Here is a 24,996-nt window from a genome sequence, read left to right as displayed (position 1 = left end):
GACGCGGCGGGCCGTCGGAGCGGCGCTCAGGCCATGGCGTTGCTGATGGAGTCGATCGGGCCGACGTCCCACAGCGCGGTCAGCGCGGTGGCGGCCATCACCCGCACGCCCATCGCGATCGCCTTCTCGTCGACGTCGAAGGTGCCCTGGTGGATGTCGTACGTGACGCCGTCGGGCGAGCGCGTGCCGAGCCGGGCGAAGGCGCCGGGGATCGACTCCAGGTACCAGGCGAAGTCCTCGCCGCCGAGCGACTGCTGGGTGGGCACCACCGCGCCCGCGCCGAGGGCCCGCTCGGCCGCCTCGGCCAGCATCTCGACGCTGACCTCGTCGTTGACTACCGGCGGCACGCCGCGCGTGTAGTCCATGACGGCCTCGACGCCGTACGCGCCGGCGACGGACTCCAGCAGGGCCTTGATCAGGTCGGGGGCGGCGTGCCAGGCGTTCTCGTCGAGGCAGCGGATCGTGCCCTCGGCGATGCCGTCGTCGGGGATGGCGTTGGCCGCCGAGCCCGCCTCGACCCGGCCCCAGACGAGGCTGAGCGAGGAGCGCGGGTCGATCCGGCGGGAGAGCGCGGCGGGCAGCTCGGTGAGGATCTTGGCCAGGGCGAAGACCAGGTCGGCCGTCAGGTGGGGACGGGCGGTGTGGCCGCCGGGGCCGGAGACCCTGACCACGATCTTGTCGCAGGCCGAGGTGATCGGCCCGCTCCGGAGACCGAGCTGGCCGACGTCGACGCGCGGGTCGCAGTGGAGGCCGAAGATCCGGTCGACGCCGCTGATGCCGCCGTGGGCCATGACCTCAAGGGCGCCGCCGGGCAGCTCCTCGGCGGGCTGGAAGATCAGCCGGACCCGGCCGGGCAGCAGCCCGGCGGCGGCCTGCTGGGCCAGGAAGATCGAGGTGCCGAGCAGAACGGTGGTGTGCACGTCGTGCCCGCAGGCGTGGCACGCGCCGGGGACGGTGGAGCGGTAGGGCACGTCCTTCTCGTCCTGGAGCGGCAGCGCGTCGATGTCGGCCCGCAGCGCGATCGTCGGCCCGTCGCCGCTGCCCACGTCGCAGATGAGACCGGTGCCGCGCGGCAGCACCGACGGCGTCAGCCCCGCGGCGGTCAGCCGGTCGGCGATGCGCTGGGTCGTGCGGTATTCGGCGAAGGCGAGCTCAGGATGCATGTGAAGGTCGCGACGGAACGCCACCAGCTCCTGCTCGATCTCCGCCAGGAACGCGTCCAGCTCTCCCCGCAGCTCACGTCCCCGCATATGTCACCATCCATCCCGTCGAGGCCGCGCGTCCCACGCACGGACGTCGGCTCATAACGCTCTCGAAAAAGTCCATCCTGCGGCAGCCACCTGGTTGAGGCGGCCGTTCGGCGAATCAAAAGCCACACCCGTAGGTTTCGGTGCGAGATCGTCAGCACGGGCTTCGCGTTCATCGGTCGCAGCAGCCCGGGTGCACGGCGGTAAGCCGCGAGCCCGGTGGCGATGCTTCTGACTTTATCGCTCCCGTGCGCCTTCGCGCCGACAGATACACCAAAAGTTGGCCGACGGCATGCCCGTAACCGCAGGTGGTCACGTTCCGCACATGCCTACCTGATCCGGAAAATAGTCACAAGGGATCATTAGATGGTGACCCGATGTCGCCACTTCCAAACGTGCTCACCGATTTCGAATCCTGTCACCTTCTGTCATGGTCATGACACTTTGGCGCTTGCTGCATTTGTGAAGAATGCGTGTTTCACTCGCTATATGATCACTAATATCCCGTTCGGGGAGAAGTATGCCGGGTTGAGCATCTTCGAGCCGAGCGAGGGGACCCTGGTGGTCGTACCCTCGCTCTCCCTGCCGCAGGACGAGCTGCGCCGCATCACGGCAGCCCGATCGTACGAGGAGCGCCTGCTCTTCCTCCTCCTGACGCTCCGGGAACCCGGGGTCAAGGTGATCTACCTCTCCTCCGCGCCGATCGATCCCGACATCATCGACTACTACCTCGCCTTCCTCCCCGACCCGGACGACGCCGCCAAGCGCCTGGAGCTCATCAGTCTCGACGAGCCCTGGTCGCAACCCCTCACCCGGACGCTGCTGCGCCGACCCGACGTCCTCGACCGGTTACGGTCGGCGATCGACGCCGACACCTGGCTGGTGCCGTTCGTCCTCAGCGAGACCGAGGAGGAGCTGGCCGCGTCACTCAACGTCCCCATCTACGGCCCCGCCACCGCGCTGGCCTACTACGGCTCCAAGAGCGGCGCCCGCGAGGTCGGGCACGAGGCCGGCGTGCCCATGGCACGCGGTTTCGGCGACGTGCACAGCATCATCGCGATCGACGAGGCCATCGACTCGCTCCCCGGCGAACGGGTGATCGTCAAGCTCAACGACGGCTACTCGGGCCTCGGCAACGCCATCGTCGACAAGGCCGACCGCTCGCTGACCCGATTTTCGGCGGCCGGGGAGACCTGGACGAGCTTCACGACGAAGATCAGGGAACGCGGCGCGGTGGTGGAGGAGTTCATCGAACATCGCCCGCTCTACTACCCGAGCGCCCTGGCCCGAATCACGCCCGGCGGGCACGCGGCCGTGCTGGCCACGCACGACCAGGTGCTCGGCGGCCCCAACAACGACGTCTACCAGGGCTGCACGTTCCCCGCCGCCCCCGAGTACCGGCACGAGGTGGGCGAGTCGGCCGAGCGCATCGCCGCCATCCTGGCCGAGCGGGGCGTGGTGGGCCTGTTCGGCATGGACTTCTTCGCCCTCAAGGCCGACGCCGGCTACGCCGCGCTGCTGTGCGAGATCAACCTTCGGATCGGCGGCACGACGCACCCGTACGGCGCGGTGGTGCTGACGACCGGGGCCAGGTACGACCCGGCCACCGGCCTCCTCATGGCCGGGGACCAGCCGAAGTACTACACCGCGACCGACAACTGCTCCTCCTCCTGCCTGCGCGGCCGCACGCCGGGCGAGGTCATGCGGACCGCCCGGCGGCTCGGGATCGGCTTCGACGCCGACCGGCGCACGGGCAACGTCTTCCACCTGCTCGGCGCCATCCCCGAGTACGGCAAGCTGGGCTTCACCTCCATCGGCGACTCGCGCGAGGAGGCCGACGAGCTGCACGCGCTCACCCGCCGCCTTCTCTGCGACGCCTGATCCCCGCCTCCCGCAGTCCGCGCCACCCGATCACGGCCAGCACCGCACCGAGGATCACGTTGACCCCGATCAGGATCCCGTGCACGACGTAGAAGCCGGTGGGATGTCCGTCGGCCAAGTTAAACCCGAGGTTGATCCACTCGACGATCATGAACACGCCGAGGATGACGAGGAAACCGGCGATCTTTGGTGACATGGTCATCTCTCCAGTATCGAAGGCGGATCATCCGGGGAATGTGTCGCCACATGGGCATTCACACGGAGCTACGCTGAGACCGCCATGTGGACGAAATTTGTGCCGGTTACGGCACTTCTCGCCGCGGTCACGCTCACGAGCGGGACCGCATCCGCCGCCCCGGCGACACCCGTCGGCGGTGACGCGCTGGGAAGCCGTGGGCTGGTGCAACCCCAAGGCGTCAAGGCGCCCCCCGAGAGCAAGGCTACTTCCTACGTCATCGCGGACGTGGAGACGGGTCAGGTGCTCGCCGCGAAGGACGCGCACGGCCGCTACCTGCCGGCGAGCACGCTCAAGACGCTCACGGCGCTGACGCTGCTGCCGAAGCTCGACAAGAACCGCAGGGTCCGGCCCAGCCAGAACGCCTGCAACCAGGAGGGCACGGCGGTCGGGCTGACGCCCAAGATGACGTACAAGGTCGACGACCTGTTCCGGGCGCTGATGATGTCGTCCGGCAACGACGCGGCCATGGCCCTGGCCGAGACGAACGGCGGCGTGGCCCAGACCATGCGCGACATGAACGCCGAGGCCAGGCGGCTGCAGGCGTACGACACGGTGGCGAAGACCCCGAGCGGCCTGGACAAACCCGGGCAGAGCAGTTCGGCGTACGACTTGGCGCTCATCGCCCGCGCCGGCCTCGCAAACCCCGATTTTCGGCGATATATCAGTACAAAGGTTGCCAAGTTTCCGGCGCCCAAGGACTACTACGAGATCAGCAACCACAACAAGCTGCTCTGGCGCTACCAGGGCATGATCGGCGTCAAGAACGGCTGGACGTCCAAGGCGCAGGGCAGCTTCGTCGGCGCGGCCACCCGCGGCGGCCACACGATCCTCGTCACGATCATGCGGCACGAGGGCTACTTCTGGGACGAGGTGGCCAAGCTGCTCGACTGGGGCTTCACGGTCAGGGGGAAGGCGACCCCCGTCGGGCGGCTCGTCGAGCCGGTGCCCGAGCAGGTGCGGGCCGCGCCGCAGGCGTCGGCGCCGGTGTCGCGGGTGACGCCGGCCGCCCAGCCGCCGCTGCTGGACACGGCGGCCTCCAAGCAGACCGACTCCACCCGGACGGTCGGCTCGGCCGTCATCGGCGGCGGCCTGCTGTTCGGGCTCGTCTGGCTCGGCTTCGGCATCCGCCGCAAGCGCAACAGGTCCCGCCTCTGACGCCAGGGAGCGCGTCAGGGCCGGCTCAGGGCTCCGAGGTCGGGTGCGGGGTCGTGCCCCTGCACTCGGGGCCGGCCGCCTGGCCCGGGTCGGCCGCCGGCACCCCCAGCGGGTCGCCGATCGACGGGATCGGCGACGGGGACGGCGGCGGGCACAACCCCGTGGTGGACGTCCACGCGCCGGCCAGCAGCACGAGCCTGGCCGAGAAGTTCATCCACACCAGCAACCCCACGATGGCGGCGAACGCGCCGTAGACGGGGTTGCTGAGCGTGGTGCTGAGCAGCAGGCTCGCCACCTGCTTGAGCAGCCCGAACCCGATCGCGCCGAGCAGCGCGCCCCTGACGATGACCTTGAACGGCTCGGCCGGCTTGGCGACCCAGCCGAGCAGGATCACGAACAGCACCCAGTCGGCCACGACGCTCGCCACCACCACGAAGATCCGGAACGCCTCGGTGCTGAGCGGCGAGTTGTCGCCGAAGACGTGGTCGAGCACCTTGTCCGTGACCGTGGTCGCGGCCCCGGACACCAGCGTGGACACGACCAGCGTCGCCCCGAGCAGGATGACCGAGATCAGGTCGCGCAGTTTGCCCAGGAAGTAGTTCGGGGGCGGCACGGTGGTCATCGACATCTCGCGCAGCGCCGCGCGCAGCGCGTCCATCGCGCCGAGCCCCGCGTACAGGAGGCCGAGGAGGCCGATGATGCCCGCCGTCGTCCTGGCGCCGGCGATCTGCTCCAGGTTGAGGTCGGTCGCCATGCCGGGGAGCCGTTCGTTGATGGCGGTCTCCAGCGCCTCCCTGGTGGCGCTGCTGGCGTCGAGGGTGTAGCCGAGCACCGCGTACCCGAGCGCGAGCAGCGGGAAGAAGGACAGGAACGAGAAGTAGGTGACCGAGCCGGCCAGCCGGTCGCCTCCCTGGAGCTGGTAGCGGCGCACGGCTCTGACCAGGTGGTCGATCCACAGCCTGCGGACCCGCCAGTGGTCGAGCGTCGTCCGGCCCCAGGCGCGCAGCGACGCGATCCGCTCGTTCAGACTCGCCATCACGCCCTCACCCCCGCCCGCCCGAGGCGAACGATCACCTCGTCACGGCGTCGGCCGATTCTGTCAGTGACGCGAGGACCGCCGCCAGATCCTGGTGGAGCATCTGCCCATCTCGCTTGACGACACGCCCGCCGACCAGCACGGTTTCCACGACACCGGGGTCGGCGTTGAGCACGACGGCGCCGATCGGGTCGTGCGCCGCCGCCATGCCGAGGGTGTCCGTGCGCAGCAGTTGCAGGTCGGCCTGCTTGCCCGGTCGCAGCGAGCCGACGACGTCGCCCAGGCCCACCACCTCGGCCCCCTCGACGGTGGCCATGCGCAGCACGTCGCGGGTGGTGAAGCCCATGCCGCCGCCGTCCGGCCGGCCGCGCTCCAGCAGGTACGCCGCCCGCATCAGGCTGAACATGTCGCCCGGCGCGCAGCTCACCGTGTCGATGCCGAGGCCGGTCGGGGCGCCCGCCGCCCTGGCCCGCCCGCTGACCGGGTAGCCGAGGCCGAGCGTCATCTCGTCGACCGGCGAGACCGACACGTTGCCGCCACTGGCCGCGACGCGCTTGAGGTCGTCGTCGGTGTAGCTGTTGGCGTGCACGTACGTGGTCCGCGGCCCGAGCAGGCCGTTCGCCTCCATGAACGCCAGGCCGCGGGCGGCGCTGTCCGGGCCGCCGACGCCCATGTGCACGGTGACCGGCAGGTCGAGCTCGCGGGCCAGCCGCCATTCGGCCAGCGCGTGCTCCTCCGCCACGATCTCCGGCCCGAGCGCGGCGACGACCATGGTGACCAGGCCGCCGCCCGCGCCGAAGTGCTCCTCGTGCACCCGCAGCCCCTCGCGGACGAGCCCGCCCGGCTCGCCCCCGTGGCACCAGCCGAGCACGGCCCTGATCCCCGACTCGCGCAGCGCCCGCACGGTGGCCTCGGTGTGGGCGGGCGAGAGCTGGATGTGGGACCAGTCGAGCAGCGTGGTGATGCCGGTGTCGAGGCATTCCAGCGCGCCGGCGAGGTTGCCCGCGTAGACGTCGGCCGGGCGGTGGGCGGGGGCCAGCTCGCCGAGCACGCGGCTCAGGTAGCCGTCGAAGGCGACGTCGGGGGCGACCGCCCTGATGCCGGCCTGCCAGGTGTGCCGGTGGGTGTCGACGAACCCGGGCAGCACGATCCGCCCGGTCGCGTCGATCACCTCGGCGCCGGGGACGTCGGGCAGGCCGGGGCCCACCTCGGCGAGCACGCCGTCCTCGACGCGCACGTCGACCTGGCCGAGCACCACGGGCTCGGGCTCGGTGTCGATCACGGTGCCGTTCTTGATCAGCAGAGTGTTTCTCATACCTAAAAGCTTCTCATTAAGCTTTTCGAAAAGCAATCTGGCGATGGGTATTCTCGTTGGCGTGAAACCGGATGAGATCGACGCGATGGTGCCGCGCTGGGTGGAGTCCGGGCTGTCGTCGTCGCTGATCGCCGGTCTGGAGCTGAGCAAGCGCCTGTCCCGGCTGCACCTGGTCTTCGAGCAGGCGATCAAGGCGGAGCTGGCCGAGCTGGGGCTGACCTACGCCGAGTTCGACGTGCTGGCCGCGCTCGCCCGCACACCCGCGCCGCACCGGATGAAGCCGAGCGAGCTGTCCAAGGCGCTGCTGCTCACCTCGGGGGGCACCAGCAACGTGCTCCAGCGCCTGACGGCCGCGGGTTACGTCGAGCGGGAGGCCAACGCGGGCGACGCGCGCAGCCGGTGGGTGCAGCTCACGGCCGAGGGGCGCCGGGTGGCCCTGGCGGCCCTCGACGCCTCCTCGCGGGCGCACGAGGAGGTGCTGGCCGGGGTGCCGGAGCAGGACGTCAGAGCCGCCGCCGATGCCCTGCGCGAGGTGCTCGCCCTGGTCGGCCGCCGCCGCTTCCGCTAGCCCGCCGTTTCCGCTGGACGCGCCCGTCAGCTCGCACGCAGGGCGTGGCGGTCGGCCCAGGAGCCGATCGCCGCCGCGATGGCCTCCGGCTGGTCCTCCGGGGCGTGGTGACCCGCCGGGCCCAGGTGCTCGATCTTCAGGGCCGAGATGGTGCGGGCGCACCAGTCGAGCACCTCGCCCTGGATCAGCAGGGTCGGCGAGGAGTCGAAGGTGAGCAGCAGCTTGGGCACCTCGTCGCTGTCGGCCAGCCACTTGTCGTAGCGCTCGACGGCCTCGGCCACGTCGGCCGGGTCGCCGTCGAGCGGGATCGAGCGCGCCCACTGCAGCAGCGGCCGGCGGCTCTCCCTGGTCGCGTACGCCTCCAGGTACGGCCGCAGCTCCTCCTCGCCCAGCGGGTTCAGCACCCCGCCCGTGTACGCCGTCCGCACCAGGAAGTCGTCGTCGAGCACCAGGCGCTCCCCCGCCTCGCTCCTGATCAGCTCGCTGCGGGCGCGCGGCCCCTCGCCCAGCTCGCTCCAGCTCATCGGCCGCACGATGGTCTCGAAGAAGGCCACCCCGCGCACCCGGCCCGGATGCCGCGCCGCCCAGTCGAAGGCCAGCGCGCCGCCCCAGTCGTGGCCGACCAGCACGACCTCCTCCAGGCCGAGCTCGTCGAACCAGGCGTCGAGGTAGCGGGCGTGATCGGTGAAGCGGTAGGCGAGGTCGGGCCGCCCCGAGCGGCCCATGCCGATCAGGTCGGGCGCGAGCAACCGGCCGGAGCCCACCCCGGGCAGCACGTTGCGCCACAGGTGGGAGGAGTTGGGGTTGCCGTGCAGGAAGACGATCGGCACGCCCTCCCCCCGGTCCTCGTAGTACATGGTCGAGTCCAGCACCTCGGCAACAGGCATGACGCGCCTCTTTCGTTCGTTACACTAACGTTTATGGCACTAACGAATGTACATCGTTAGTGCGACTAACGCAAAGGGATTAGGATCGCCGGTATGAGCCACGACATGTCCGACGCCGCCGACCGGGCCGCCCCCGACCGCCTGCGCGGCCTGCCGAGCCGGCTGCTGGCCCACGTCGCGATGCAGGCCGACCGGCTGGTCAGCGACCGGCTCGCGGGCGCCGACGCGCGCAAGTGGCACTACGCGGTACTCGTCGCGCTGCGCGAGTCCGGCCCGGCCAGCCAGGCCGAGCTGAGCCGGCTCACCGGCATCTACCGCAGCGACATGGTCGCGCTGCTCAACGAGCTGGCCGAGCGCGGCCTCGTCGAGCGCGCGCCCGACCCCGCCGACCGCCGGCGCAACGTCATCTCCATGACCGAGCGCGGCCGCGACCGGCTCACCCGGCTCGACGGGCTGGTGGACGACGTCCAGGACGAGCTGCTGGCGCCCCTGACCGGCCCCGAGCGCGACCAGCTCGTCGGGCTGCTCGGACGGCTGCGCGACCACCACTCCCGATCAGCCCAATAGCGGGCAAACCCGGGTAGAAGCCGAGGCGTGGGAGCTTGCCGACATACCTCCTGACCAGGGGGAACGCATGGCAGGGCCGCTCCGGTGACCCTAGCCTGTGCTGTGTTGGGACCAAGCCAGGAGGCGTCACCCCCATGACCGACATCAGCACCGGGCAGATGGTGCGACTCCAGCGCGAACGAAGGGGCATGAGCACGACCGCGCTGGCCACCCAGTCCGGCTGCACCACCCGGCACATCGAACTGATCGAACACGGAAAACGCACCCCCTCGCTGCCCCTTCTCCGCGAGATCGCCAAGGTCCTCGGCGTACGGACCGCCGTGCTCCTGGGCGAGACCCCCCGCGACTCCCACGAGCCCAGCAGGCCGCAGATCCGCGACATCGAGCGGGCCCTGTTCGCCTGCCGCGCCGGCGAGCCCGACCTCGAACCGCCCGACGCCGAGCAGCTGACCGAACGCGTGGCGGCGGCGCGCAACGCCTGGTTCACCTCGGCCCGCCGGTACTCGATCCTGATGGCCGCGCTGCCCTCGCTGGTCTCCGACGCCGAGAGCCTGGCGGCCGAGCGCACCCCCGCGGCCTACCGGACCGCGACGGACGCGTACATGCTGGCCAGAGGGGTGCTCAAGCACCTGCAACGGGTGGACCTCGCGCACCTGGCCGCCGACCGGGCCATGCGTTACGCCGAGGAGTCGGCCGACCCGCTGATGCTCGCCTGGGCCCACTGGAACCTCGGCCAGTCGATGCTCTCCGACGACATGCACCAGATCGCCCACGACGTGGCCCGGCGCGGCATCGAGATCCTCGAACCCCACGTGGCCGACGGCGACGTGCGGCACATCAAGGCGCTCGGCGCGCTGCACCTGCTGGCCGCCATCAGCGCGGCCAGGGGCGGCGACGACGAGCAGGCCAGGCAGACCGTGCGCGGCGCCGCCGCCCGGCTCGCCGCCCGCGCCGACGACCACTCCGACGCCTACGACCTGGCCTTCTTCGGCCCCACCAACGTCGCCATCCACATGGCCAGCATCGAGCACGACACCGGCCGCCCCGAGGCCGTGCTGCGGCTGGCCGACGACATCGACATCCGCAGGACCCCGTCCATCGAGCGGCGCACCACGCATCTGTACCAGGTCGCCCGCGCCTGCGAAGACCTGGGCGACGACGCCGCGAGCCTGGTCTACCTGCTGCGGATCGAGCGCGAGAGCCCCGAGGAGCTCGACCACAAGCTGCTGCTGCGGGAGATGGTGCGCTCGCTGGTGCGCCGCGCGCGGCCGTCGTGGGCGCCGGAGGTGCGTTTCCTCGCCGAGCGCCACAACATCGACGTGTGAGGCCGTCCACCGAACTCTGAGTTCGCTCCGGCCGAACGGGGAGATCTGTCGCCGCGGTTCGTCACGGAGCGGGTCCGGGGTGGCACTGTGCGTCCATGACCACAACGCCGAGTGCTGACGTCGTCATGGAACGCCTGCTGGAGGAGGCCATGCGCGAGTTCCCCGGCTGGGCGTTCAGCCGGGGACGGTCGGGATGGACCGCCGTGTCGGGCGGTGTGCGGCTGACCGGCCGGAGCCTGGCCGCGCTCCGCGCCCGCCTGCGCGTACGCCCCCTCGACCAACGCGCACGCCTGTGACGACCGGAGGAAGGGCGGCAGGCCCGCCGCCCTTCCCGCGTCACACCTTGGGCAGGAAGCCCACCCGGTCGCGGACCTCGGCCATCGTCCGCCGGGCCACGGCGGCGGCGCGCTCGGCGCCGACGGCCAGCAGGCGGTCGAGCTCGACCTCGTCGGCCAGCAGCTTCTCCGTGCGCTCGCGGATCGGCGTGAACGTCTCCACGACCGCCTCGGCGACGTCCTTCTTGAACGTGCCGTAGCCCTGGCCCTCGTAGCGGGCGACCAGGTCGGGGATGGGCGTGCCGGTCAGCGCCGACTGGATGCGCAGCAGGTTGGAGATGCCCGGCTTGTTCTCCTCGTCGAACAGCACCTCCGAGCCCGTGTCGGTCACCGCGCGCATGACCTTCTTGCGCAGCGGCCCCGGCTGCTCCAGCACGTCGAGGATGCCCGCCGGGCTGGAGGACGACTTCGACATCTTCGCCGTCGGGTCCTGGAGGTCGGTGATCTTCTCGACCTCCTTGAGGATGTACGGGTCGGGCAGCGTGAAGGTGTCGCCGAAGCGGTGGTTGAAGCGCTGGCCCAGGTCGCGGGTGAGCTCCAGGTGCTGCTTCTGGTCGGCCCCCACCGGGACGGCGTTGGCCTGGTAGAGCAGGATGTCGGCGGCCTGCAGGATCGGGTAGGTGAACAGCCCGACGCTGGCCGCGCTCTCGCCGAACTTGGCCGACTTGTCCTTGAACTGCGTCATCCGGGCAGCCTCGCCCATGCCGGTGAGGCAGATCAGGATCCAGGCGAGCTCGGTGTGCTCGCGCACGTGCGACTGCACGAAGACGGTCGAGCGCTCGGCGTCGAGGCCGGCGGCGAAGAGCTGCGCGGCGGCCACCCGGCTGCGCCTGCGCAGAGCGGCGGGCTCGGTCGGCACGGTGATCGCGTGCAGATCGACCACGCAGTAGAAGGCGTCGTGGGTCTCCTGCATGGTGACCCACTGACGGACCGCACCCAGGTAGTTGCCCAGGTGGAATGAGTCCGCGGTGGGCTGGATGCCGGAGAGAACACGAGGTCTGGCCATAGCAGGCAATTGTGTCAGGAATCCTGGTCGGGCGGCGACTCGACGGCGGCCCGGCGTTTCACCCGCACCCGCGCGATCCGGCGCCCGTCCAGCTCGGTGACGGTCAGCTCGAAGCCCTGGATCTCCACCTGCTCGCCGGCGGCCGGCACGTGCCCCAGCATGGCCATCACGAACCCGCCCAGCGTCTCGTACGGGCCGTCGGGCAGCCGTACGCCGGTCTCGGTGGCGAAGTCGTTGAGGTTGGTCAGGCCGTCGATCTCGATCTCGCCGGCGGGCAGGACGACGACGTCCTCCTCGACGTCGTACTCGTCCCTGATGTCGCCGATCAGCTCCTCGACCAGGTCCTCCATGGTGACGATGCCGGCGGTGCCGCCGTACTCGTCGACCACGATGGCCAGGTGCTGGCCCTCGTCGCGCATCTCGTTCAGGGTGCTCAGCAGGCGCTTGGAGGCGGGCACGAACTTGGCGGGCCGGATCGGCACGACCGCGCTGATGGGCTCGGTCCGCCCGATCAGCTGGGGGTCGAGCAGGTCGCGCACGTGCACGAAACCGATGACCTCGTCGTATGAGTCGCGGTAGACGGGGAAGCGGGAGTGCGGGAGCGCGGCGGCCAGGTTCGCGGCCTCGGCCAGCGGCGTCTCGGCGTCCATGAACTCGACCTCGGTGCGGGGCAGCATGACCTCGCGGAGCTGGCGCTTGCCGGCGGCGAACACCTCGGCGATGAGCTTGCGCTCGTCGGCGGTGAGCTCGGCGTGCCCGACGACCATGTCGCGCAGCTCCTCGGTGGTGACCTCCTCCCGGTCGGCCTCCGGGTTGCCGCCGAGCAGCCGGACGACCAGGTCGGTCGACTTCGACAACATCCAGATGATCGGACGCGACAGGGCGGCGATCCGGTCGAGGAAGGGCGCGACGAACAGCGACAGCCCCTCGGTGCGCTGCAGGGCCAGCCGCTTGGGGGCCAGCTCGCCGAGCACCAGCGAGACGTACGAGATGGCCAGCGTCACCAGCACGAGCCCGAGCACGGGCGCGACCCCCTGCGGCACCCCCCAGCGTTCGAGCACCGGGACGAGCTCCATCCCGAGCCGGTCGGCGCCGAAGGCGGCCGAGAGCATCGTGGCGACGGTCACCCCGATCTGCACCGCCGACAGGAAACGGTTGGGGTCGCGGGCGAGCTTGGCCACCCGCTCGCCCCTCCGGCCGCGCTCGGCGAGCTTGCGGACCTGGCTCTCGCGCAGGGAGACCATCGCGATCTCCGCGCCCGCGAAGAACCCGCCGACCAGGATGAAGAGCAGGACCAGGGCGATGTTCGCCGCGAGGGTGTCAAACATGGTGGTTGGCAGCGTACTCGGCGGGTTTCCCGCGTATGCTGAACGGCAAGCCGTACAAAATCAAACATATCTAAACAGGAGTACACATGAGGCTGTTGGTCACCGGAGGCGCCGGGTACGTCGGCAGCGTCGTCGCCGCGCAGCTCGTCGAGGCGGGGCACGAGGTGACCGTGCTCGACGACCTGTCCACGGGCCACGAGGACGCGGTGCCCGAGGGCGCCCGGTTCGTGCGTGAGTCGATCACGAACGCCCACGACGCGCTCGACGGCATGGACGCCGTGCTGCACTTCGCGGCCAAGTCCCTGGTGGGCGAGTCGGTGGAGAAGCCCGGCCTTTACTGGGCCGGCAACCTCGGCGGCACGCTGGCCCTGCTCGACGCGATGCGCGACAAGGGCGTGCGCCGGATCGTCTTCTCCTCCACGGCGGCCACGTACGGCGAGCCCGAGCGCTCCCCCATCGAGGAGGACGACCCGACGCGCCCGACCAACCCCTACGGCGCCTCGAAGCTGGCCGTGGACACCGCCCTGAGCGCCTACGCGGGCATCCGCGGGCTCGGCGCGGTGAGCCTGCGCTACTTCAACGTGGCCGGCGCCTACGGCCGCTTCCGCGAGCGCCACACGGTCGAGACCCACCTCATCCCGAACGTGCTCAAGGTGGCCACCGGCGAGCGCGACTCGGTGAGCGTCTTCGGCACCGACTACCCCACCGCCGACGGCACCTGCGTGCGCGACTACGTCCACGTCGGCGACCTGGCGCGGGCGCACCTGCTGGCGCTGGAGGCGGTCGCCGAGGGCGAGCACAAGATCTACAACCTGGGCAGCGGCACCGGGTTCAGCGTGCAGGAGGTGATCTCGGTCTGCCGCGAGGTCACCGGCCACGAGATCCCGGTCGTCGTCGGCGACCGGCGGCCCGGCGACCCGGCCGTCCTGGTGGCCTCGTCCGCGCGGATCCAGCGCGACCTGGGATGGAAGGCGGAGCGGGCGGCGCTGCGCGACATCGTCTCCGACGCGTGGACGGCACTTTCCGGGAACGCCTGATCTGGGCGGCGTTTATATGCTGTGATACCGAAATGTGAGGAGCTTTTCACCAAGGGTCACGAAGCTGCTCTTTGGTGCCCTCATCCTGCTGGGCAGCCTCGCCGCGGCGGCCGGGGTGATCTACGCGACCTCCCAGCCCGCGCCGGCCGCCCAGCCCGTCCCCTCCTGTCCGGGGGCGGACGAGAAGGACGTTTCCCCGCACAAGTAACCTGTTCCGCCGTGTCACTCCTCCCCGAGAGCGGGCCCGTGCGCGCGCTCACGTACGCCACACTCCTGCGTGCCCTGGGCCGCGGCCTGTTCGTCACGGTGAGTGTGCTGTTCTTCAAGCTTTCGGTCGGCCTGTCGGACGGCGAGATCGGGCTGGGGATGACGATCGCCGCGGCCGTCGGGCTCGCCGCCGGGCTGCCCGCCGGGCGGCTGTCCGACCTGGTCGGGCCGCGCGGGGTGCAGATCGCCTTCTCCGCCGCAGGCGGGTTGCTGGTGCCGGTGTACGCGCTGGTGTCGGGGTTCGCCGGGTTCGTCGTGGTGGTCACCCTGGTGACGTTCGCCGAGGCCGGCGAGGGCACCGCGCGGGCGGCGCTGGTCGGTGGCGCGGTGCCGGCGGCCGACCGGGTGCGGGTGCGCGCGTACCTGCGGGCCGTGACCAACGTCGGCTGGTCGGTCGGCGGGCTCGGGGCGGGCGCGGCGCTGCACTTCGACAGCCGGCCCGTGTACCTGGGGATGATCTTCGGGTGCGCGCTCTGCTACCTCGGGAGCGCGCTGCTGGGGTTCCGGGTGCCGGCCGTCGCGCCCGTTCCGCGCAAGGCGGGCGAGCCGGTCTGGATCGTGCTGCGCGACCGGCCGTACGCGGTGCTGGCGCTGCTCAACGCGGTGCTGTTCATGCAGAACGGGCTGCTCACCATCGCGATCCCGCTCTGGGTGGCCGGCCGGACCTCGGCGCCCACGTGGACGGTGGCGGCCGTCGCCATGATCAACACCGTCACCGTCACGGTCCTGCAGGTGCGGCTCAGCCGCGGCACCGACGACGCGGCCGGCGCGGCCCGCGCCCAGCGCCGCTCGGGCGTGTTCCTCCTGCTGGCCTGCGTGCTGCTGGCCCTGGCCGCCGGACAGCCGGCCTGGGTGGCGGTGGTCGCCCTGTTCGGCGGCGCGCTGCTGCACGTCTTCGGGGAGCTGCTGCAGGCCGCGGGCTCGTGGGGGTTGTCGTACGAGCTGGCCCCGCCGCACGCCATCGGCCAGTACCAGGGCCTGTACGGCATGGGCCAGCAGGTGTCCAACATCGTCGTGCCCGCCGTCATGACCACGGTCATCGTGGGCTGGGGGCTGCCGGGCTGGCTGCTGTTCGGCGGGGTCTTCCTGGCCGCCGGGCTGGCCGTGCCGCCGGTGACGCGCTGGGCCGAGCGCACCCGCGGCGCCGCGCTCCCCCTCACGACGGCGGACGCGCGCCCCCGCTGAGCCGGGGACGCGCGTCCGAAGTGTCGCGCCGGGTTCAGATGAGGCCGAGCTCGCGGACGGCGTCGCGCTCCTCGGTCAGCTCGCGCACGCTGGCGTCGATGCGCTCGCGGGAGAAGGAGTCGATCTCCAGGCCCTGGATGATCTCGTACCGGCCGTTGACCGAACGCACCGGGAAGGACGAGATGAGCCCCTCGGGCACGCCGTACGAACCGTCGGAGACGACGGCGGCCGAGGTCCACTCGGTGCCGTTGACCCAGTCGTGGACGTGGTCGATCGCGGCGTTGGCGGCCGAGGCGGCCGAGGAGGCGCCACGGGCCTCGATGATGGCGGCGCCGCGCTTGGCGACCGTCGGGATGAACGTCTCGCGCAGCCACTCGCCCTCGACCTGCTCGGCCGCGATCTTGCCGCCGACCTCGGCGTGGAACAGGTCGGGATACTGGGTGGCGGAGTGGTTGCCCCAGATGGTCATCTTCTTGATCTCGGTGACCGGGACCTGGAGCTTGGCGGCGAGCTGGGACAGCGCGCGGTTGTGGTCGAGGCGGGTCATCGCGGTGAACCGCTCGGCCGGGACGTCGGGCGCGTGCTGCTGGGCGATGAGCGCGTTGGTGTTGGCCGGGTTGCCCACGACCAGGACGCGGATGTCGTCGGCGGCGTGCTCGTTGATCGCCTTGCCCTGGGGGCCGAAGATGCCGCCGTTGGCGCCGAGCAGGTCGCCGCGCTCCATGCCGGCCTTGCGCGGCATGGCGCCGACCAGCAGGGCGACGTTGGCGCCGGCGAAGGCCACGTTGGCGTCGTCGGTGATCTCGATGCCGGACAGCAGCGGGAACGCGCAGTCGTCGAGCTCCATGGCGGTGCCCTCGGCCGCCTTCACCGCCTGCGGGATCTCCAGCAGGCTCAGCTTGACCGGGACGTCAGCGCCGAGCAGCTGTCCCGACGCGATGCGGAACAGCAGTGCGTAGCCGATCTGACCGGCGGCCCCGGTGACGGTTACCTTGACGGGCGTGGCCATGGCCTTCCCCTAACTCACTGGATGAATTCGTTGGACTTTCGGATGTTACCGCTCGTCATCCGCAGGGCTCCATCGCGGGCACCTTCAGCTCGGGCCGGAAGTCGACCTTGTCGAAGTGGCTGCTCAGGAGCTTCTTGATGGTGCCCGTGCGGTAGAGGTCGGCGATGACGCCCTTGACCGCGGTGCAGGTCTTGGCGTCGCCGTCGCGGATGCCGACCGCGTACCGCTCGTTGTCGAGCTTGGCACCGATGATCTTGTAACGCATGTTCTCCCGGCTGGCGAACCCGGCCAGGATCAGGTCCTCGCCGGGCACCGCGTCGACCTTGCCGTTCCTGAGCAGATCCATGCAGGCCGCGTAGTCGCCGGCGGTCACGGGCTCGACCTTCACCCTGTCCTGCACCTCGCCGACCGTCGGAGTGTCGAGCGCGCAGATCTTCTTGCCCTTGAGGTCGTCCAGCGAGTCGATGCCGGTGCCGGCGCGGACCAGCACGTCGCGGTGGGCCACGTAGTACGGCCCGGCGAACCTGGTCTCGCTCTTGTCCACCGAGTACGTGGCGACGACCAGGTCGACCCTGCCTTCGGCCAGCGCGGCCGCCCGGTCGTTCCGGCCGACCCGGGTGAACACCGTCTCCTCGGCCCCGAGCGCGGCGGCCACGAGCTTGGCCACCTCGACGTCGAACCCGCTGAAGTCGTCGCCGTTCTGCAGGCCGACGCCCGGCAGGTCGCCCTTGACGCCGACGATGATCTTTCCGGTCTGGGCGACCTTGTCCACCACCGAGGCGAACGTGGGGGGCCGCGAGTTCTTCTTCCCCGTCGGCACGGGGGTCACGACCTCGCCCTTGAACGCCAGCGGCGACCAGCCGTTCGCCATCGCCGCGACGGCCACGACCGCCAGCATGACGAGCGCGGCGGCCAGCGCGAGCCACACCTTGAGCCGCCGCCGGCCTCCGGACGGCACGGGCTCGTCGAGGGGCCTCGCCGCCGGGCCCTGGCCCTGGCCTTGGCCCTGGCCCTGGCCCTGGCCCTGGCCGGACTGCACGGTCTCCACACGCCCGGAGACACCGGTCCCGGTGCCGGTCGTGTGCGGGGTGCCGGTCGTGTGCGGGGTGCCGGTGCCGGTCGGGTGTGCGGACCTGGCGCCGGTCGGGTGCGCGGAGCCGGTGCCGGTCGGGTGCGCGGAGCCGGTCCCGGTCGTGTTCGGGTGGGCGGGGGCGGTGCCGGCGGCCGTGCCGGACGGGGGGCCGGCGGGGTGGCCGGTGGCCTGCGTGGCGGGCCGGTCGGTGATGGACGTGGCCGACACCCGGGTGAACGGCGTCGTGTCGTCGCCGGCCACCTGCACGCCCCTGGTGAGCACCGCCGTCGAGGCCCCGGCCGCCGTGCCGGTCTGCCCGAGCAGGCGCAGCAGGAGCTGGTCGGCCGAGGGACGCTCGTCGGGCGACTTGGCCAGCGCCGAACGCACCACGCCCCGCAGCGGCTCGTGCATCATCTCCACGTCGACCTCGTGGTTCAGGATGCGGTTGAGCACCACGGCGATCGACTTGCCCTCGAAGGCCGCCTTCCCGGTGGCCGCGAAGGCCATGGTCGCGCCCCAGGCGAACACGTCCGTGAAGGGCCCGATGTCGTCGCCGGCGATCTGCTCGGGCGCCATGTAGGCGGGTGTGCCGATCGCGCGACTGGTGATCGTGCCGGTCGAGTCGATGATGCGGGCGATGCCGAAGTCGACCACGCGCGGCCCGTCGGCGGCGATGAGCACGTTGTCCGGCTTGAAGTCCCGGTGGACGATCGAGGCGTGGTGGATGGCGGTGAGCGCGGTGGCCGTGCCGATGGCCAGCCGGTCGAGCACCGTGCCGCTGAGCGGGCCGTCGGTCTCGACGATGTCGCGCAGCGCCCGCCCGTCGATGTACTCGCTGGCGATGTACGGCGTGTCGCCGTCGAGGTCGGCCTCCATCACCCGCGCGGTGCAGAAGGAGGCCACCCGCTGGGCCGCCTTCAGCTCCCTGGCGAAGCGCGACCTGGCGATCGTGTCACCGCTGAACTTCACGTGCAGCAGCTTGATCGCGGCCCGCTCGCCCTGCTCGTTGACGCCCAGGTAGACGATCCCCTGGCCGCCCTCGCCGATCCGTCCGGACAGCCGGAACGATCCCAGCAGCGCTGGATCGCCGGCCACCAGCGGCGCGATCTGCGGCATTCGTCTTTCCCCACGTTCACTGAACCCCAACCACGCAAACTTTACGACGCTCAGCAACTTCCCAGGGATCCGTTAACCGTTCGTGACTCACCGGTTTTTGCACAAAGCCCGTACACAGCGTCCATTCGGACCCTGTAACAGCGGTCTTGACTGGTTGGTCGCAGATCACGGATCGGGTCTTCGACGACCTCCTCGCACGCCGCGGACATCAGAGTGCAATCAGGAAATCCTCCTTCCAACCTGGCGTCCCAACTCCGCCGGTCGCTACGGTTGATCAACATGAGCCGGTCACCGGCAGTCCAGGTCCACCGCGTGGTACAGGTCGCCTCTGACCTCCGGCCGCACGGCGACGCGCCCCCACCAGCGATCGACCTCCAGCACCACACGGGAACCCGTGGAGGCGGCGGCCGCGCAGTCCGTGACGACCACGCCGAGGCTCAAGGACACGCCCTGCCCGGCGGGGATCGTCAGGGGCAGGGCGCGCCCGTCCTCGCCCCGCGCCGACGTCATCGTCAGCCCTGCTCCCTCCACACCCACCCCGGTGACCGTCACGGGGAAGTGGCCCTGGTTGTGGAGGTACCGGCTCACCGTGCCCTGGAGACCGGTCGGCCGGCCGAGCTCGTCCTGGGACCTCCTGACGGAGCTGTTGCCTCCCAGCTCCTCGACGCGCGGGAACAGGGCGCCGCTGAACCAGCCGGCCAGGACGAGGAGCGCCGTCGCCGCGCCGGCGGCGGCCGTCGCCCGCCAGCGCCACGCCTGCCGGCGGGTGAGCATGCCCGCCCGGTGGTCGAGCCGTTCCCAGATCTCCGGAGAAACCACGCCAGCCCCTTCCGTCCCGGAAAGGCGTATTGTGCCCCCTTCCTGGGTGGGCCGGAAGAGGCCTCTTCATGGTGATCGTGATCGTCGTCGCCGTCGCGGTGCTGTCGGCGGCGACAGCGGCGCTCGTCGCGAACAGGCCGATGAGCCGGGCCGCCGCGGACCGGTTCTCGGCCCGGCAGCAGGTGGCCTTCACCGCGTTCAACGGCCCGGCGATGCTGCGCCACATGCAGGTCACCCGGCGGTTCCGGTGGGCGGGGGCGAGTGCGGGAACGGTTCTCATGGCGCTGCCGCCGGTCTCGGGCGACCTCGGCCTCCGCCTCTTCCTGCCGGTGGGCGGCTGGACCCTCGGAGTGCTGGCCGGCGAGCTGTCCAGGGGCGGCGGGCCGAGACCACGGACGCTCCGCGCGCCGCGGCTGGGCCTCGGGTCACGACCGCTCGTCATCGTCTGGCGCATCTGCGCCGCCCTCTCCTGCGGCGTCGCGCTCCACGTGGTGGCACGTTCCTTCCTGGGTGACGTCGGATTCGCCGGACGCGCCGCCGCCGCGTGGACGCTCGCCGTCGTGGTGATCGTCCAGGCCGTGCTGCACGATCTGGGCCGCCCCCTCGCGCAGGGGCCCGCCGATCTGGTCGCCGCCGAGGCGGCCATGAGGTCGGACACGGCCCGGATGCTGATGGCGGGCGGGAGCGCGGCAGCGCTGTGGGCGGCGCCGCTCTCCGAGCTGCCCGGCCTCCACGACGACCTGCTTCTCCTCAGCCACGTTGCGGTTCGGGGACTGCCCCTGCTCGCCTGGATCCTCTCCGGACGTCCCCGGCCCGGTGTGCCGGGCCGGTGGCGGGTGCCCTGGCGCGCCGTGTCGGCGGCGCTGGTCACCGTCTGCCTGATCATGGCCTGGAACGGCCTCGTGGTCTGGCGTGGCGCCTCGCCGCCTGCTCCCGCGGCGCTCACCGGGCCGCTCCCCGCGCCGATCGGCTACGCCGACCAGAGCCACCACCGCTGGCGGTTGCACCTGAGACGCGCCGGCTCATGGCAGACGGTCGCCCTTCCCCAGGCCCGCGCGGTGATGCCGATCAGCAATCGGCGGGCGCCGCTCGTGATCAGCGGCGACGGCTACCGCCTGATCTACCTGGACGCGGCGACCGGCCGTCTCGTGCTGCACGACCTGTCCGCCGAGAACGCCCCGCGCCCGCTGACCCGGCCCGGCGAAGGCGTGCCCGACGCGGCCTTCGGCCAGGACGACCGGCACGTCATCCTGACCTGGCCCGACGGAGTGGACCTGGTGGACGCCGTCACCGGGGCCCGGAGGCGGCTGCCCGGCATCGGCCGCGTGATCGGCGTCGTGCCCGGCAAGGTGGTGGCCACCACCGGCCGGCGTGCCCTGGAGGGCGCCCCCGACACCGAGCTGGTCACGCTCGACGCGCGGGGGGCCGTACGCACCAGGACGCCCTTCGACCCGGCGTTGCAGGCGCTGCTCACGCCCGACGGCGACCGCCTGGTCCTCTTCTCGGAAAACGAGGTGCTGACCATGGATCCGCGCACCGGCGGCCGGGTGCGGGCGCGCGCGACGCTGGGCGGGCCGGGCGTCGAGGCCGAGCTGGTGCGGTGGACGGAGGACGGGCGCCTGCTCGTCATGCTCGGCTGGGACGATCCCGTCCTGTACCTCGTGGACCTGGAGACGGGGAAGAGCCGCCAGGTGAAGAACGTCCCCTCCCGCCTTGGCGAGGTCGTCGTCGGCAGGCTGGCGTGACGCGCCGCCGGAGGCTGCCCTGGCGGGCGGGGGCCGCCGCCCTGAGCGTGGTGCTGGCCGCCGCGTGGGTCGCCGCGCCCCTGACGGCGGAGCCCGGCGTGCGGTTCGTCCGCTCCCAGCCGGTCACTGCGACCAAGACGGCCGAGAAGCCGGTGAAGCCCGCGAAGCGCACGAAGTACGCCACCCCGATCCGCTACGCGTACGTCCCGAGCTGCGACGAGTGCGCGCACATGATCCTCGTCGGGGACGGCGCGGAGCGCGGCCGCCTGCCGTACAGCTTCGACGGGACGATGTTCGCCCTCAGCCGGGACGGCCGGCGTGCGGCCTTCCTGAGGGACAGCGACAACACCTACGTCGTGGCCGACCTGCGGACGGGAGCCGTCGAACGGCTCCCCGTCAGGCAGCCGCGCGGGACCGTCACGGCGTTGTTCGGCGCTCAGCCGCCGCTGTTCTCCCTGGACGGCCGGCACCTGCTCCTCCAGCCCGACCGTCTGACCAAGGACACCGACGTGGTGCTGGAGCCGCCCGTGATCGTGGACGTCGCGCGCGGCACCGCCACCCGCCTCCCGGACCGCGGGCAGGTCGCCGGATGGACGTCGGAAGGTCTCGTCATGAAGAGCGGCGAGCCCTCCCGCCGCTCCCCGGGCCACCTCAGGTCGGTGTGGTTCGCCGTCTACTCGCCCAAGGGCGAGCTGCTGCGCAGCTACACCATGCCGGGCAACGTGGAGTGGGCCATCGAACCGTCCCCCTCCGGCCGCCTGATCGCGTCACGGCACCGGGAGCTCACCCCCGGCGGCGTGCTCCAGCAGGGCGTCGCCCTGTTCGACACGAAGACCGGCGAACACGTGCGCACGGTCACGCCGCGGCTGGCCACCGGCTGGTGGCTCGCCGCCCTGCTGCGCTGGGAGGACGAGGACACCCTCACGGTCAGGGCGAACGGCCCGCTGGGCGAGACCGCCTACCTGGTGCTGGACCTGCGCACCGCGGCCGTCCGCCCGATCGACGTCACCGGCGAGGTGGCCGACTTCATGCTGCAACCCGCCGAGCTGAGCGTGGTGCTCGGGCGCGTCCGTCAGTAGGGCAGGCTCCAGGTGGTGAAGGACTTGCGCAGGTACGGGTTCTTGAACTTCGGGTACGCGACCGTGCTGACGTCACCGTCCGAGGTGTAGCGCATGTCCGGGTTGTTCTTGAGCCAGTCGAGCCAGGCCGCCGAGCAGAACTGCGCGCAGTCGCCCTTCTTCTCCATGACCCGGATCCGCGGGATGCCGCCCGGGTCGAACGCCTTGCTGAACGGCGACGGCGCGGGCGTGTATCCGGCCAGGAACGCGCCGGCGTGGTTGTAGAGCTTGCCGTGCAGCGCCCAGTTCTTGTTGCGCGGCTGGTTGCCGTACGGCAGGGCGATGGAGTTGGGCTTGACCTTGGTCAGGTCGTCGATCTGCTTGGCGATGCCGCCGATCTGGTCCTCCACCTCCTTCTCCGAGCGTCCGTGCAGGTTGACGTGGTCACGGGTGTGGTTGCCGATGTCGAAGCCGTTGTCCTTGAGCCAGCCCAGCGTCTGGGCCTGCTCCTCGCGCACGGTCTTGCCGAACATGTCGCGGGTGACGTAGAAGGTGGCGGCCGGCCGGAAACCCGGGTGCTTGGCGGCCACCTCGCGCAGGATCGCCACGGCGGTGTCCGGCTGCGGGACGCCCATCTCGTTCAGCGTGAGCTGCGAGGGCGAGGAGTCGTCGAACGTCAGGACCACGGGATGCTTGCCCGCCGGGACGTTGATCTTCCCGGTCACCATCTCCGACGCGCTGATCGGGACGTAGTCCTCCTTGACCAGCCGTTCGAGGTCCGAGCGGAACTGCTGCGGCGTCCTGTCGTCGGTGGTGGCCGGGTTCTTGATGACCCGGTGGAACATCAGCACCGGGATCTGGCCCAGTTCGTTCGCCTTCACCTTGCGCGCCAGCGCGATCTTGGCCGCTTTGCTCTGCTTCAGCCTGGCCGCGGCCTCGGCCTTGCTGTCGGTGATCTTGGCAGTGTCGGGCGGCGAGTCGCACCCGGTCAGGACGACGGCGGCCGCAAGGAGCCCCGCTCCTGTCAAAATACCCAGTCGCATCCGAACCCCCCGAGACGCGTACGACTGTTACAGGTTGGGCCTTACCCAGATGATCAACTGCGCCACGCCGCGACCTCGTCAAGGAAGGGTCAGGGATTGCGAAAACCGTCATCTCCTGCCGAGGCCGAGCCGGCGGGCGACCCGGGCCATCAGCTGCGACATCCGGGACGGGAACGCGTCCGGCTCCGGGACGGTGACCGGCCGGACCCGGCCGTTGTGGATCGCGCCGATGCGCCAGCCCTGGCCCGTCCGCACCGCGACGACGGTCTGCCGGGACAGCCGCCGCCTGGGCAGCGTGGACCGCCAGGGCATCAGGACGGAGGCCGTGCCGTGCACGAGCGCCACGTCGGGGGTGAGGAAGCGCACCGACTCCAGGTCGCCGACGAGCGCCGAGCCGGCCAGGACACCGCGGAAGAGCTTGTCGTGGTTGAGCTCGTGCGCGCGGCGGCCGCGGGCGATCGTGCCGTCGTAGGAGACGTAGTCGGAGTCGTCGGTGAACAGGGCGCCGAACGCGCGGGCGTCCCCGGCGGTCCAGGCCGCCATGAAGTCGGCGAACAGGCGCTGGATCTCGGCGGTGTCGGACGCGGCGAGGGTGGTCGAGCGCATGGCGGTGCCTCCGGAAGTGATATCGTCATTTCGACTGACGAAAAGTACGATAGCAGAAAGGTTCGAATGTCGAAACGTTCCGTCGTCGGAGAGATCGCCATGGAGCTCCGGCAGCTGCAGCAGAGCTTCGACGCCTTCGACGAGGCCGCCGCGGCCCGGCTCCGCCTCAACCGCACCGACCTGCGCTGCCTCGACGTCGTCCTGGCCGAGGGGCCGGTCGCCGCGGGCGCGCTCAGCCTCGCGCTGAAGCTCAGCCCGGCGGCCGTCACCACCGTCATCGACCGGCTGGAACGCGCGGGCATGGTGGCCCGCGCGCCCGATCCGGCCAACCGCCGCCGCGTCCTGGTCGCCGCCACCGACGCCGCCCGCGCCGCCGAGGCCGAGATCTTCGTCCCGGTCGGCCAGGCGGGCGCGCGGGCGCTGGAGGGCTATGGGCCGGACGAGCTGGCGGTGATCCTCGGCTTCCTCCGCACCGCCCGCAGGGTCCAGGAGGAACAGGCGGCCCGCGTCAGAGATTCGTCCTGAGTTCCGGAAAACACGACACAGGGTGTCGGGTTTCCGGTCGAGCATGGTCCCACCGGCCGGCGCCGACCGCGGGCCGGTACGTACGTACAGACAAGGACCTCAATGCGCGAAACCCCGCAGGAGCTCGAAGAGCTCCAGGCGCTCCTGGACGCCTCGCTCTCCCGCTCCACCTCGCACCTGCGCTCGATCGTCACCGAGCGCACCCTGACCGCCGAGCAGCTCACCGGGATCCTGACCGGCATGCGCGTCCTCGCCGTGTCCACCGTGACGGCGAAGGGCGAGCCGCGGATCAGCGGCGCCGACGGCCACTTCCTGCACGGCAAATGGCACTTCGGCACGGCCAGCGGCGCCGCCAAGGCGCGCCACCTCGCCGCCCGCCCGGCGGCCAGCGTCGCCCACATGCGCGGGGAGGACCTGGGCGTGTTCACCCACGGCAGGGTGGAGATCCTCAACCCGCGGGACGGCGAGCCGGCCGCCGACTGGCCGGCCATCCTGGACTACTTCAAGGACTTCTACGGCGCGGACGCCTTCGACTGGGAGAACGACGTGGTCTACTACCGGCTGCACCCGAGCTGGATGACCGCCTACGCCCCCGACCTGGCCAAGCTCACGCCCTGACCGGCCGG

The 24,996-nt window shown here is 71.2% G+C and carries 24 protein-coding genes; 12 read left to right on the top strand and 12 right to left on the bottom strand.

The features are described 5' to 3' along the window. Positions 1 to 26: 26 nt before the first annotated feature. Positions 27 to 1,250, bottom strand: a complete 1,224-nt coding sequence (locus AB0C33_RS01015) for a M20 family metallopeptidase (protein ID WP_358282379.1) — start codon at positions 1,248 to 1,250, stop codon at positions 27 to 29. A gap of 486 nt (positions 1,251 to 1,736) precedes the next feature. Here AB0C33_RS01015 and AB0C33_RS01010 point away from each other — a divergent pair, with 486 nt between their 5' ends. Then, a complete protein-coding gene (locus AB0C33_RS01010; protein WP_358282377.1) occupies positions 1,737 to 3,128 on the top strand; it encodes a peptide ligase PGM1-related protein in 1,392 nt (463 codons plus the stop codon). Here AB0C33_RS01010 and AB0C33_RS01005 read toward each other — a convergent pair. Further along, positions 3,100 to 3,330 carry an SCO4848 family membrane protein gene (locus AB0C33_RS01005; RefSeq protein ID WP_352326812.1) on the bottom strand — a complete coding sequence of 77 codons (231 nt, stop codon included), beginning with the start codon at positions 3,328 to 3,330 and terminating at the stop codon, positions 3,100 to 3,102. The genes AB0C33_RS01010 and AB0C33_RS01005 overlap by 29 nt on opposite strands. A gap of 198 nt (positions 3,331 to 3,528) precedes the next feature. Between AB0C33_RS01005 and AB0C33_RS01000 the strand changes: the two genes are divergently transcribed. Then, entirely contained in the window at positions 3,529 to 4,521 is a 993-nt protein-coding gene (locus tag AB0C33_RS01000) for a D-alanyl-D-alanine carboxypeptidase (RefSeq protein ID WP_358282376.1), read from the top strand. Between the two features lie 25 nt (positions 4,522 to 4,546). Here AB0C33_RS01000 and AB0C33_RS00995 read toward each other — a convergent pair whose 3' ends face one another. Together AB0C33_RS00995 and AB0C33_RS00990 are read right to left on the bottom strand one after the other, a co-directional pair. After that, complete coding sequence (locus AB0C33_RS00995; RefSeq protein ID WP_358282374.1) at positions 4,547 to 5,557, bottom strand: YihY/virulence factor BrkB family protein; 1,011 nt, start codon at positions 5,555 to 5,557, stop codon at positions 4,547 to 4,549. Positions 5,558 to 5,591: 34 nt separating this feature from the next. Continuing rightward, on the bottom strand, positions 5,592 to 6,872 hold the full coding sequence (locus tag AB0C33_RS00990; protein WP_358282372.1) for an amidohydrolase family protein: 1,281 nt from the start codon (positions 6,870 to 6,872) through the stop codon (positions 5,592 to 5,594). A gap of 61 nt (positions 6,873 to 6,933) precedes the next feature. Between AB0C33_RS00990 and AB0C33_RS00985 the strand changes: the two genes are divergently transcribed. Next, the gene (locus AB0C33_RS00985; protein ID WP_352362035.1) at positions 6,934 to 7,440 is read left to right on the top strand and encodes a MarR family transcriptional regulator; all 507 of its coding nucleotides are present in this window, start codon (positions 6,934 to 6,936) and stop codon (positions 7,438 to 7,440) included. A gap of 26 nt (positions 7,441 to 7,466) precedes the next feature. On the opposite strand, the gene AB0C33_RS00980 is transcribed toward AB0C33_RS00985, so the two are convergent. Beyond that, positions 7,467 to 8,327: a haloalkane dehalogenase gene (locus AB0C33_RS00980; RefSeq protein ID WP_358282370.1), complete on the bottom strand. Its 861-nt coding sequence runs from the start codon at positions 8,325 to 8,327 to the stop codon at positions 7,467 to 7,469. 93 nt (positions 8,328 to 8,420) lie between these two features. On the opposite strand from AB0C33_RS00980, the gene AB0C33_RS00975 reads away from it, so the two are divergent. The 3 genes from AB0C33_RS00975 (at position 8,421) to AB0C33_RS00965 (ending at position 10,515) form a co-directional block, all read left to right on the top strand. Next, positions 8,421 to 8,894, top strand: a complete 474-nt coding sequence (locus AB0C33_RS00975; RefSeq protein WP_358282368.1) for a MarR family transcriptional regulator — start codon at positions 8,421 to 8,423, stop codon at positions 8,892 to 8,894. A 134-nt stretch (positions 8,895 to 9,028) separates the two neighbouring features. Then, on the top strand, positions 9,029 to 10,219 hold the full coding sequence (locus tag AB0C33_RS00970; RefSeq protein ID WP_358282366.1) for a helix-turn-helix domain-containing protein: 1,191 nt from the start codon (positions 9,029 to 9,031) through the stop codon (positions 10,217 to 10,219). A gap of 95 nt (positions 10,220 to 10,314) precedes the next feature. Beyond that, positions 10,315 to 10,515 carry a hypothetical protein gene (locus tag AB0C33_RS00965; protein ID WP_358282364.1) on the top strand — a complete coding sequence of 67 codons (201 nt, stop codon included), beginning with the start codon at positions 10,315 to 10,317 and terminating at the stop codon, positions 10,513 to 10,515. A 40-nt stretch (positions 10,516 to 10,555) separates the two neighbouring features. Here AB0C33_RS00965 and trpS read toward each other — a convergent pair whose 3' ends face one another. Together trpS and AB0C33_RS00955 are read right to left on the bottom strand one after the other, a co-directional pair. Further along, positions 10,556 to 11,560 carry a tryptophan--tRNA ligase gene (trpS, locus tag AB0C33_RS00960; RefSeq protein WP_352362044.1) on the bottom strand — a complete coding sequence of 335 codons (1,005 nt, stop codon included), beginning with the start codon at positions 11,558 to 11,560 and terminating at the stop codon, positions 10,556 to 10,558. A 14-nt stretch (positions 11,561 to 11,574) separates the two neighbouring features. Then, positions 11,575 to 12,888 carry a hemolysin family protein gene (locus AB0C33_RS00955; RefSeq protein ID WP_358282362.1) on the bottom strand — a complete coding sequence of 438 codons (1,314 nt, stop codon included), beginning with the start codon at positions 12,886 to 12,888 and terminating at the stop codon, positions 11,575 to 11,577. 86 nt (positions 12,889 to 12,974) lie between these two features. Between AB0C33_RS00955 and galE the strand changes: the two genes are divergently transcribed. Then, positions 12,975 to 13,925, top strand: a complete 951-nt coding sequence (galE, locus tag AB0C33_RS00950) for a UDP-glucose 4-epimerase GalE (protein WP_358282360.1) — start codon at positions 12,975 to 12,977, stop codon at positions 13,923 to 13,925. Positions 13,926 to 14,144: 219 nt separating this feature from the next. Beyond that, positions 14,145 to 15,377 carry an MFS transporter gene (locus AB0C33_RS00945; RefSeq protein WP_358282358.1) on the top strand — a complete coding sequence of 411 codons (1,233 nt, stop codon included), beginning with the start codon at positions 14,145 to 14,147 and terminating at the stop codon, positions 15,375 to 15,377. A gap of 34 nt (positions 15,378 to 15,411) precedes the next feature. Here AB0C33_RS00945 and AB0C33_RS00940 read toward each other — a convergent pair whose 3' ends face one another. The 3 genes from AB0C33_RS00940 to AB0C33_RS00930 form a co-directional block, all read right to left on the bottom strand. Next, a complete protein-coding gene (locus AB0C33_RS00940; RefSeq protein WP_358282356.1) occupies positions 15,412 to 16,386 on the bottom strand; it encodes a malate dehydrogenase in 975 nt (324 codons plus the stop codon). A 55-nt stretch (positions 16,387 to 16,441) separates the two neighbouring features. Continuing rightward, a complete protein-coding gene (locus AB0C33_RS00935; protein WP_358282354.1) occupies positions 16,442 to 18,574 on the bottom strand; it encodes a serine/threonine-protein kinase in 2,133 nt (710 codons plus the stop codon). A gap of 288 nt (positions 18,575 to 18,862) precedes the next feature. Then, positions 18,863 to 19,393: a hypothetical protein gene (locus AB0C33_RS00930; RefSeq protein ID WP_358282352.1), complete on the bottom strand. Its 531-nt coding sequence runs from the start codon at positions 19,391 to 19,393 to the stop codon at positions 18,863 to 18,865. A gap of 68 nt (positions 19,394 to 19,461) precedes the next feature. Between AB0C33_RS00930 and AB0C33_RS00925 the strand changes: the two genes are divergently transcribed. After that, positions 19,462 to 21,138, top strand: coding sequence for a hypothetical protein (locus AB0C33_RS00925; RefSeq protein ID WP_358282350.1), 1,677 nt, complete (start codon positions 19,462 to 19,464; stop codon positions 21,136 to 21,138). Further along, positions 21,135 to 22,217 carry a hypothetical protein gene (locus AB0C33_RS00920; RefSeq protein ID WP_358282348.1) on the top strand — a complete coding sequence of 361 codons (1,083 nt, stop codon included), beginning with the start codon at positions 21,135 to 21,137 and terminating at the stop codon, positions 22,215 to 22,217. The genes AB0C33_RS00925 and AB0C33_RS00920 overlap by 4 nt, the downstream gene beginning before the upstream one ends. On the opposite strand, the gene AB0C33_RS00915 is transcribed toward AB0C33_RS00920, so the two are convergent. Together AB0C33_RS00915 and AB0C33_RS00910 are read right to left on the bottom strand one after the other, a co-directional pair. Then, complete coding sequence (locus AB0C33_RS00915; RefSeq protein ID WP_358282346.1) at positions 22,211 to 23,239, bottom strand: polysaccharide deacetylase family protein; 1,029 nt, start codon at positions 23,237 to 23,239, stop codon at positions 22,211 to 22,213. The genes AB0C33_RS00920 and AB0C33_RS00915 overlap by 7 nt on opposite strands. A 108-nt stretch (positions 23,240 to 23,347) precedes the next feature. Beyond that, positions 23,348 to 23,845 (bottom strand): SgcJ/EcaC family oxidoreductase, encoded by a 498-nt coding sequence (locus tag AB0C33_RS00910; protein ID WP_358282344.1) that lies wholly within the window; start codon positions 23,843 to 23,845, stop codon positions 23,348 to 23,350. Positions 23,846 to 23,911: 66 nt separating this feature from the next. Between AB0C33_RS00910 and AB0C33_RS00905 the strand changes: the two genes are divergently transcribed. Together AB0C33_RS00905 and AB0C33_RS00900 are read left to right on the top strand one after the other, a co-directional pair. Next, positions 23,912 to 24,370 carry a MarR family transcriptional regulator gene (locus AB0C33_RS00905; RefSeq protein ID WP_358282342.1) on the top strand — a complete coding sequence of 153 codons (459 nt, stop codon included), beginning with the start codon at positions 23,912 to 23,914 and terminating at the stop codon, positions 24,368 to 24,370. 102 nt (positions 24,371 to 24,472) lie between these two features. Continuing rightward, the gene (locus tag AB0C33_RS00900) at positions 24,473 to 24,988 is read left to right on the top strand and encodes a pyridoxamine 5'-phosphate oxidase family protein (RefSeq protein WP_358282340.1); all 516 of its coding nucleotides are present in this window, start codon (positions 24,473 to 24,475) and stop codon (positions 24,986 to 24,988) included. Positions 24,989 to 24,996: the final 8 nt, after the last annotated feature.

Origin of the sequence: Nonomuraea sp. NPDC048881 (genome assembly GCF_040649795.1) — a bacterium.
GTDB lineage: Bacteria > Actinomycetota > Actinomycetes > Streptosporangiales > Streptosporangiaceae > Nonomuraea.
Note: the sequence above shows the minus strand (reverse complement) of the source record. Positions and strands in the feature narration are given on the sequence as shown.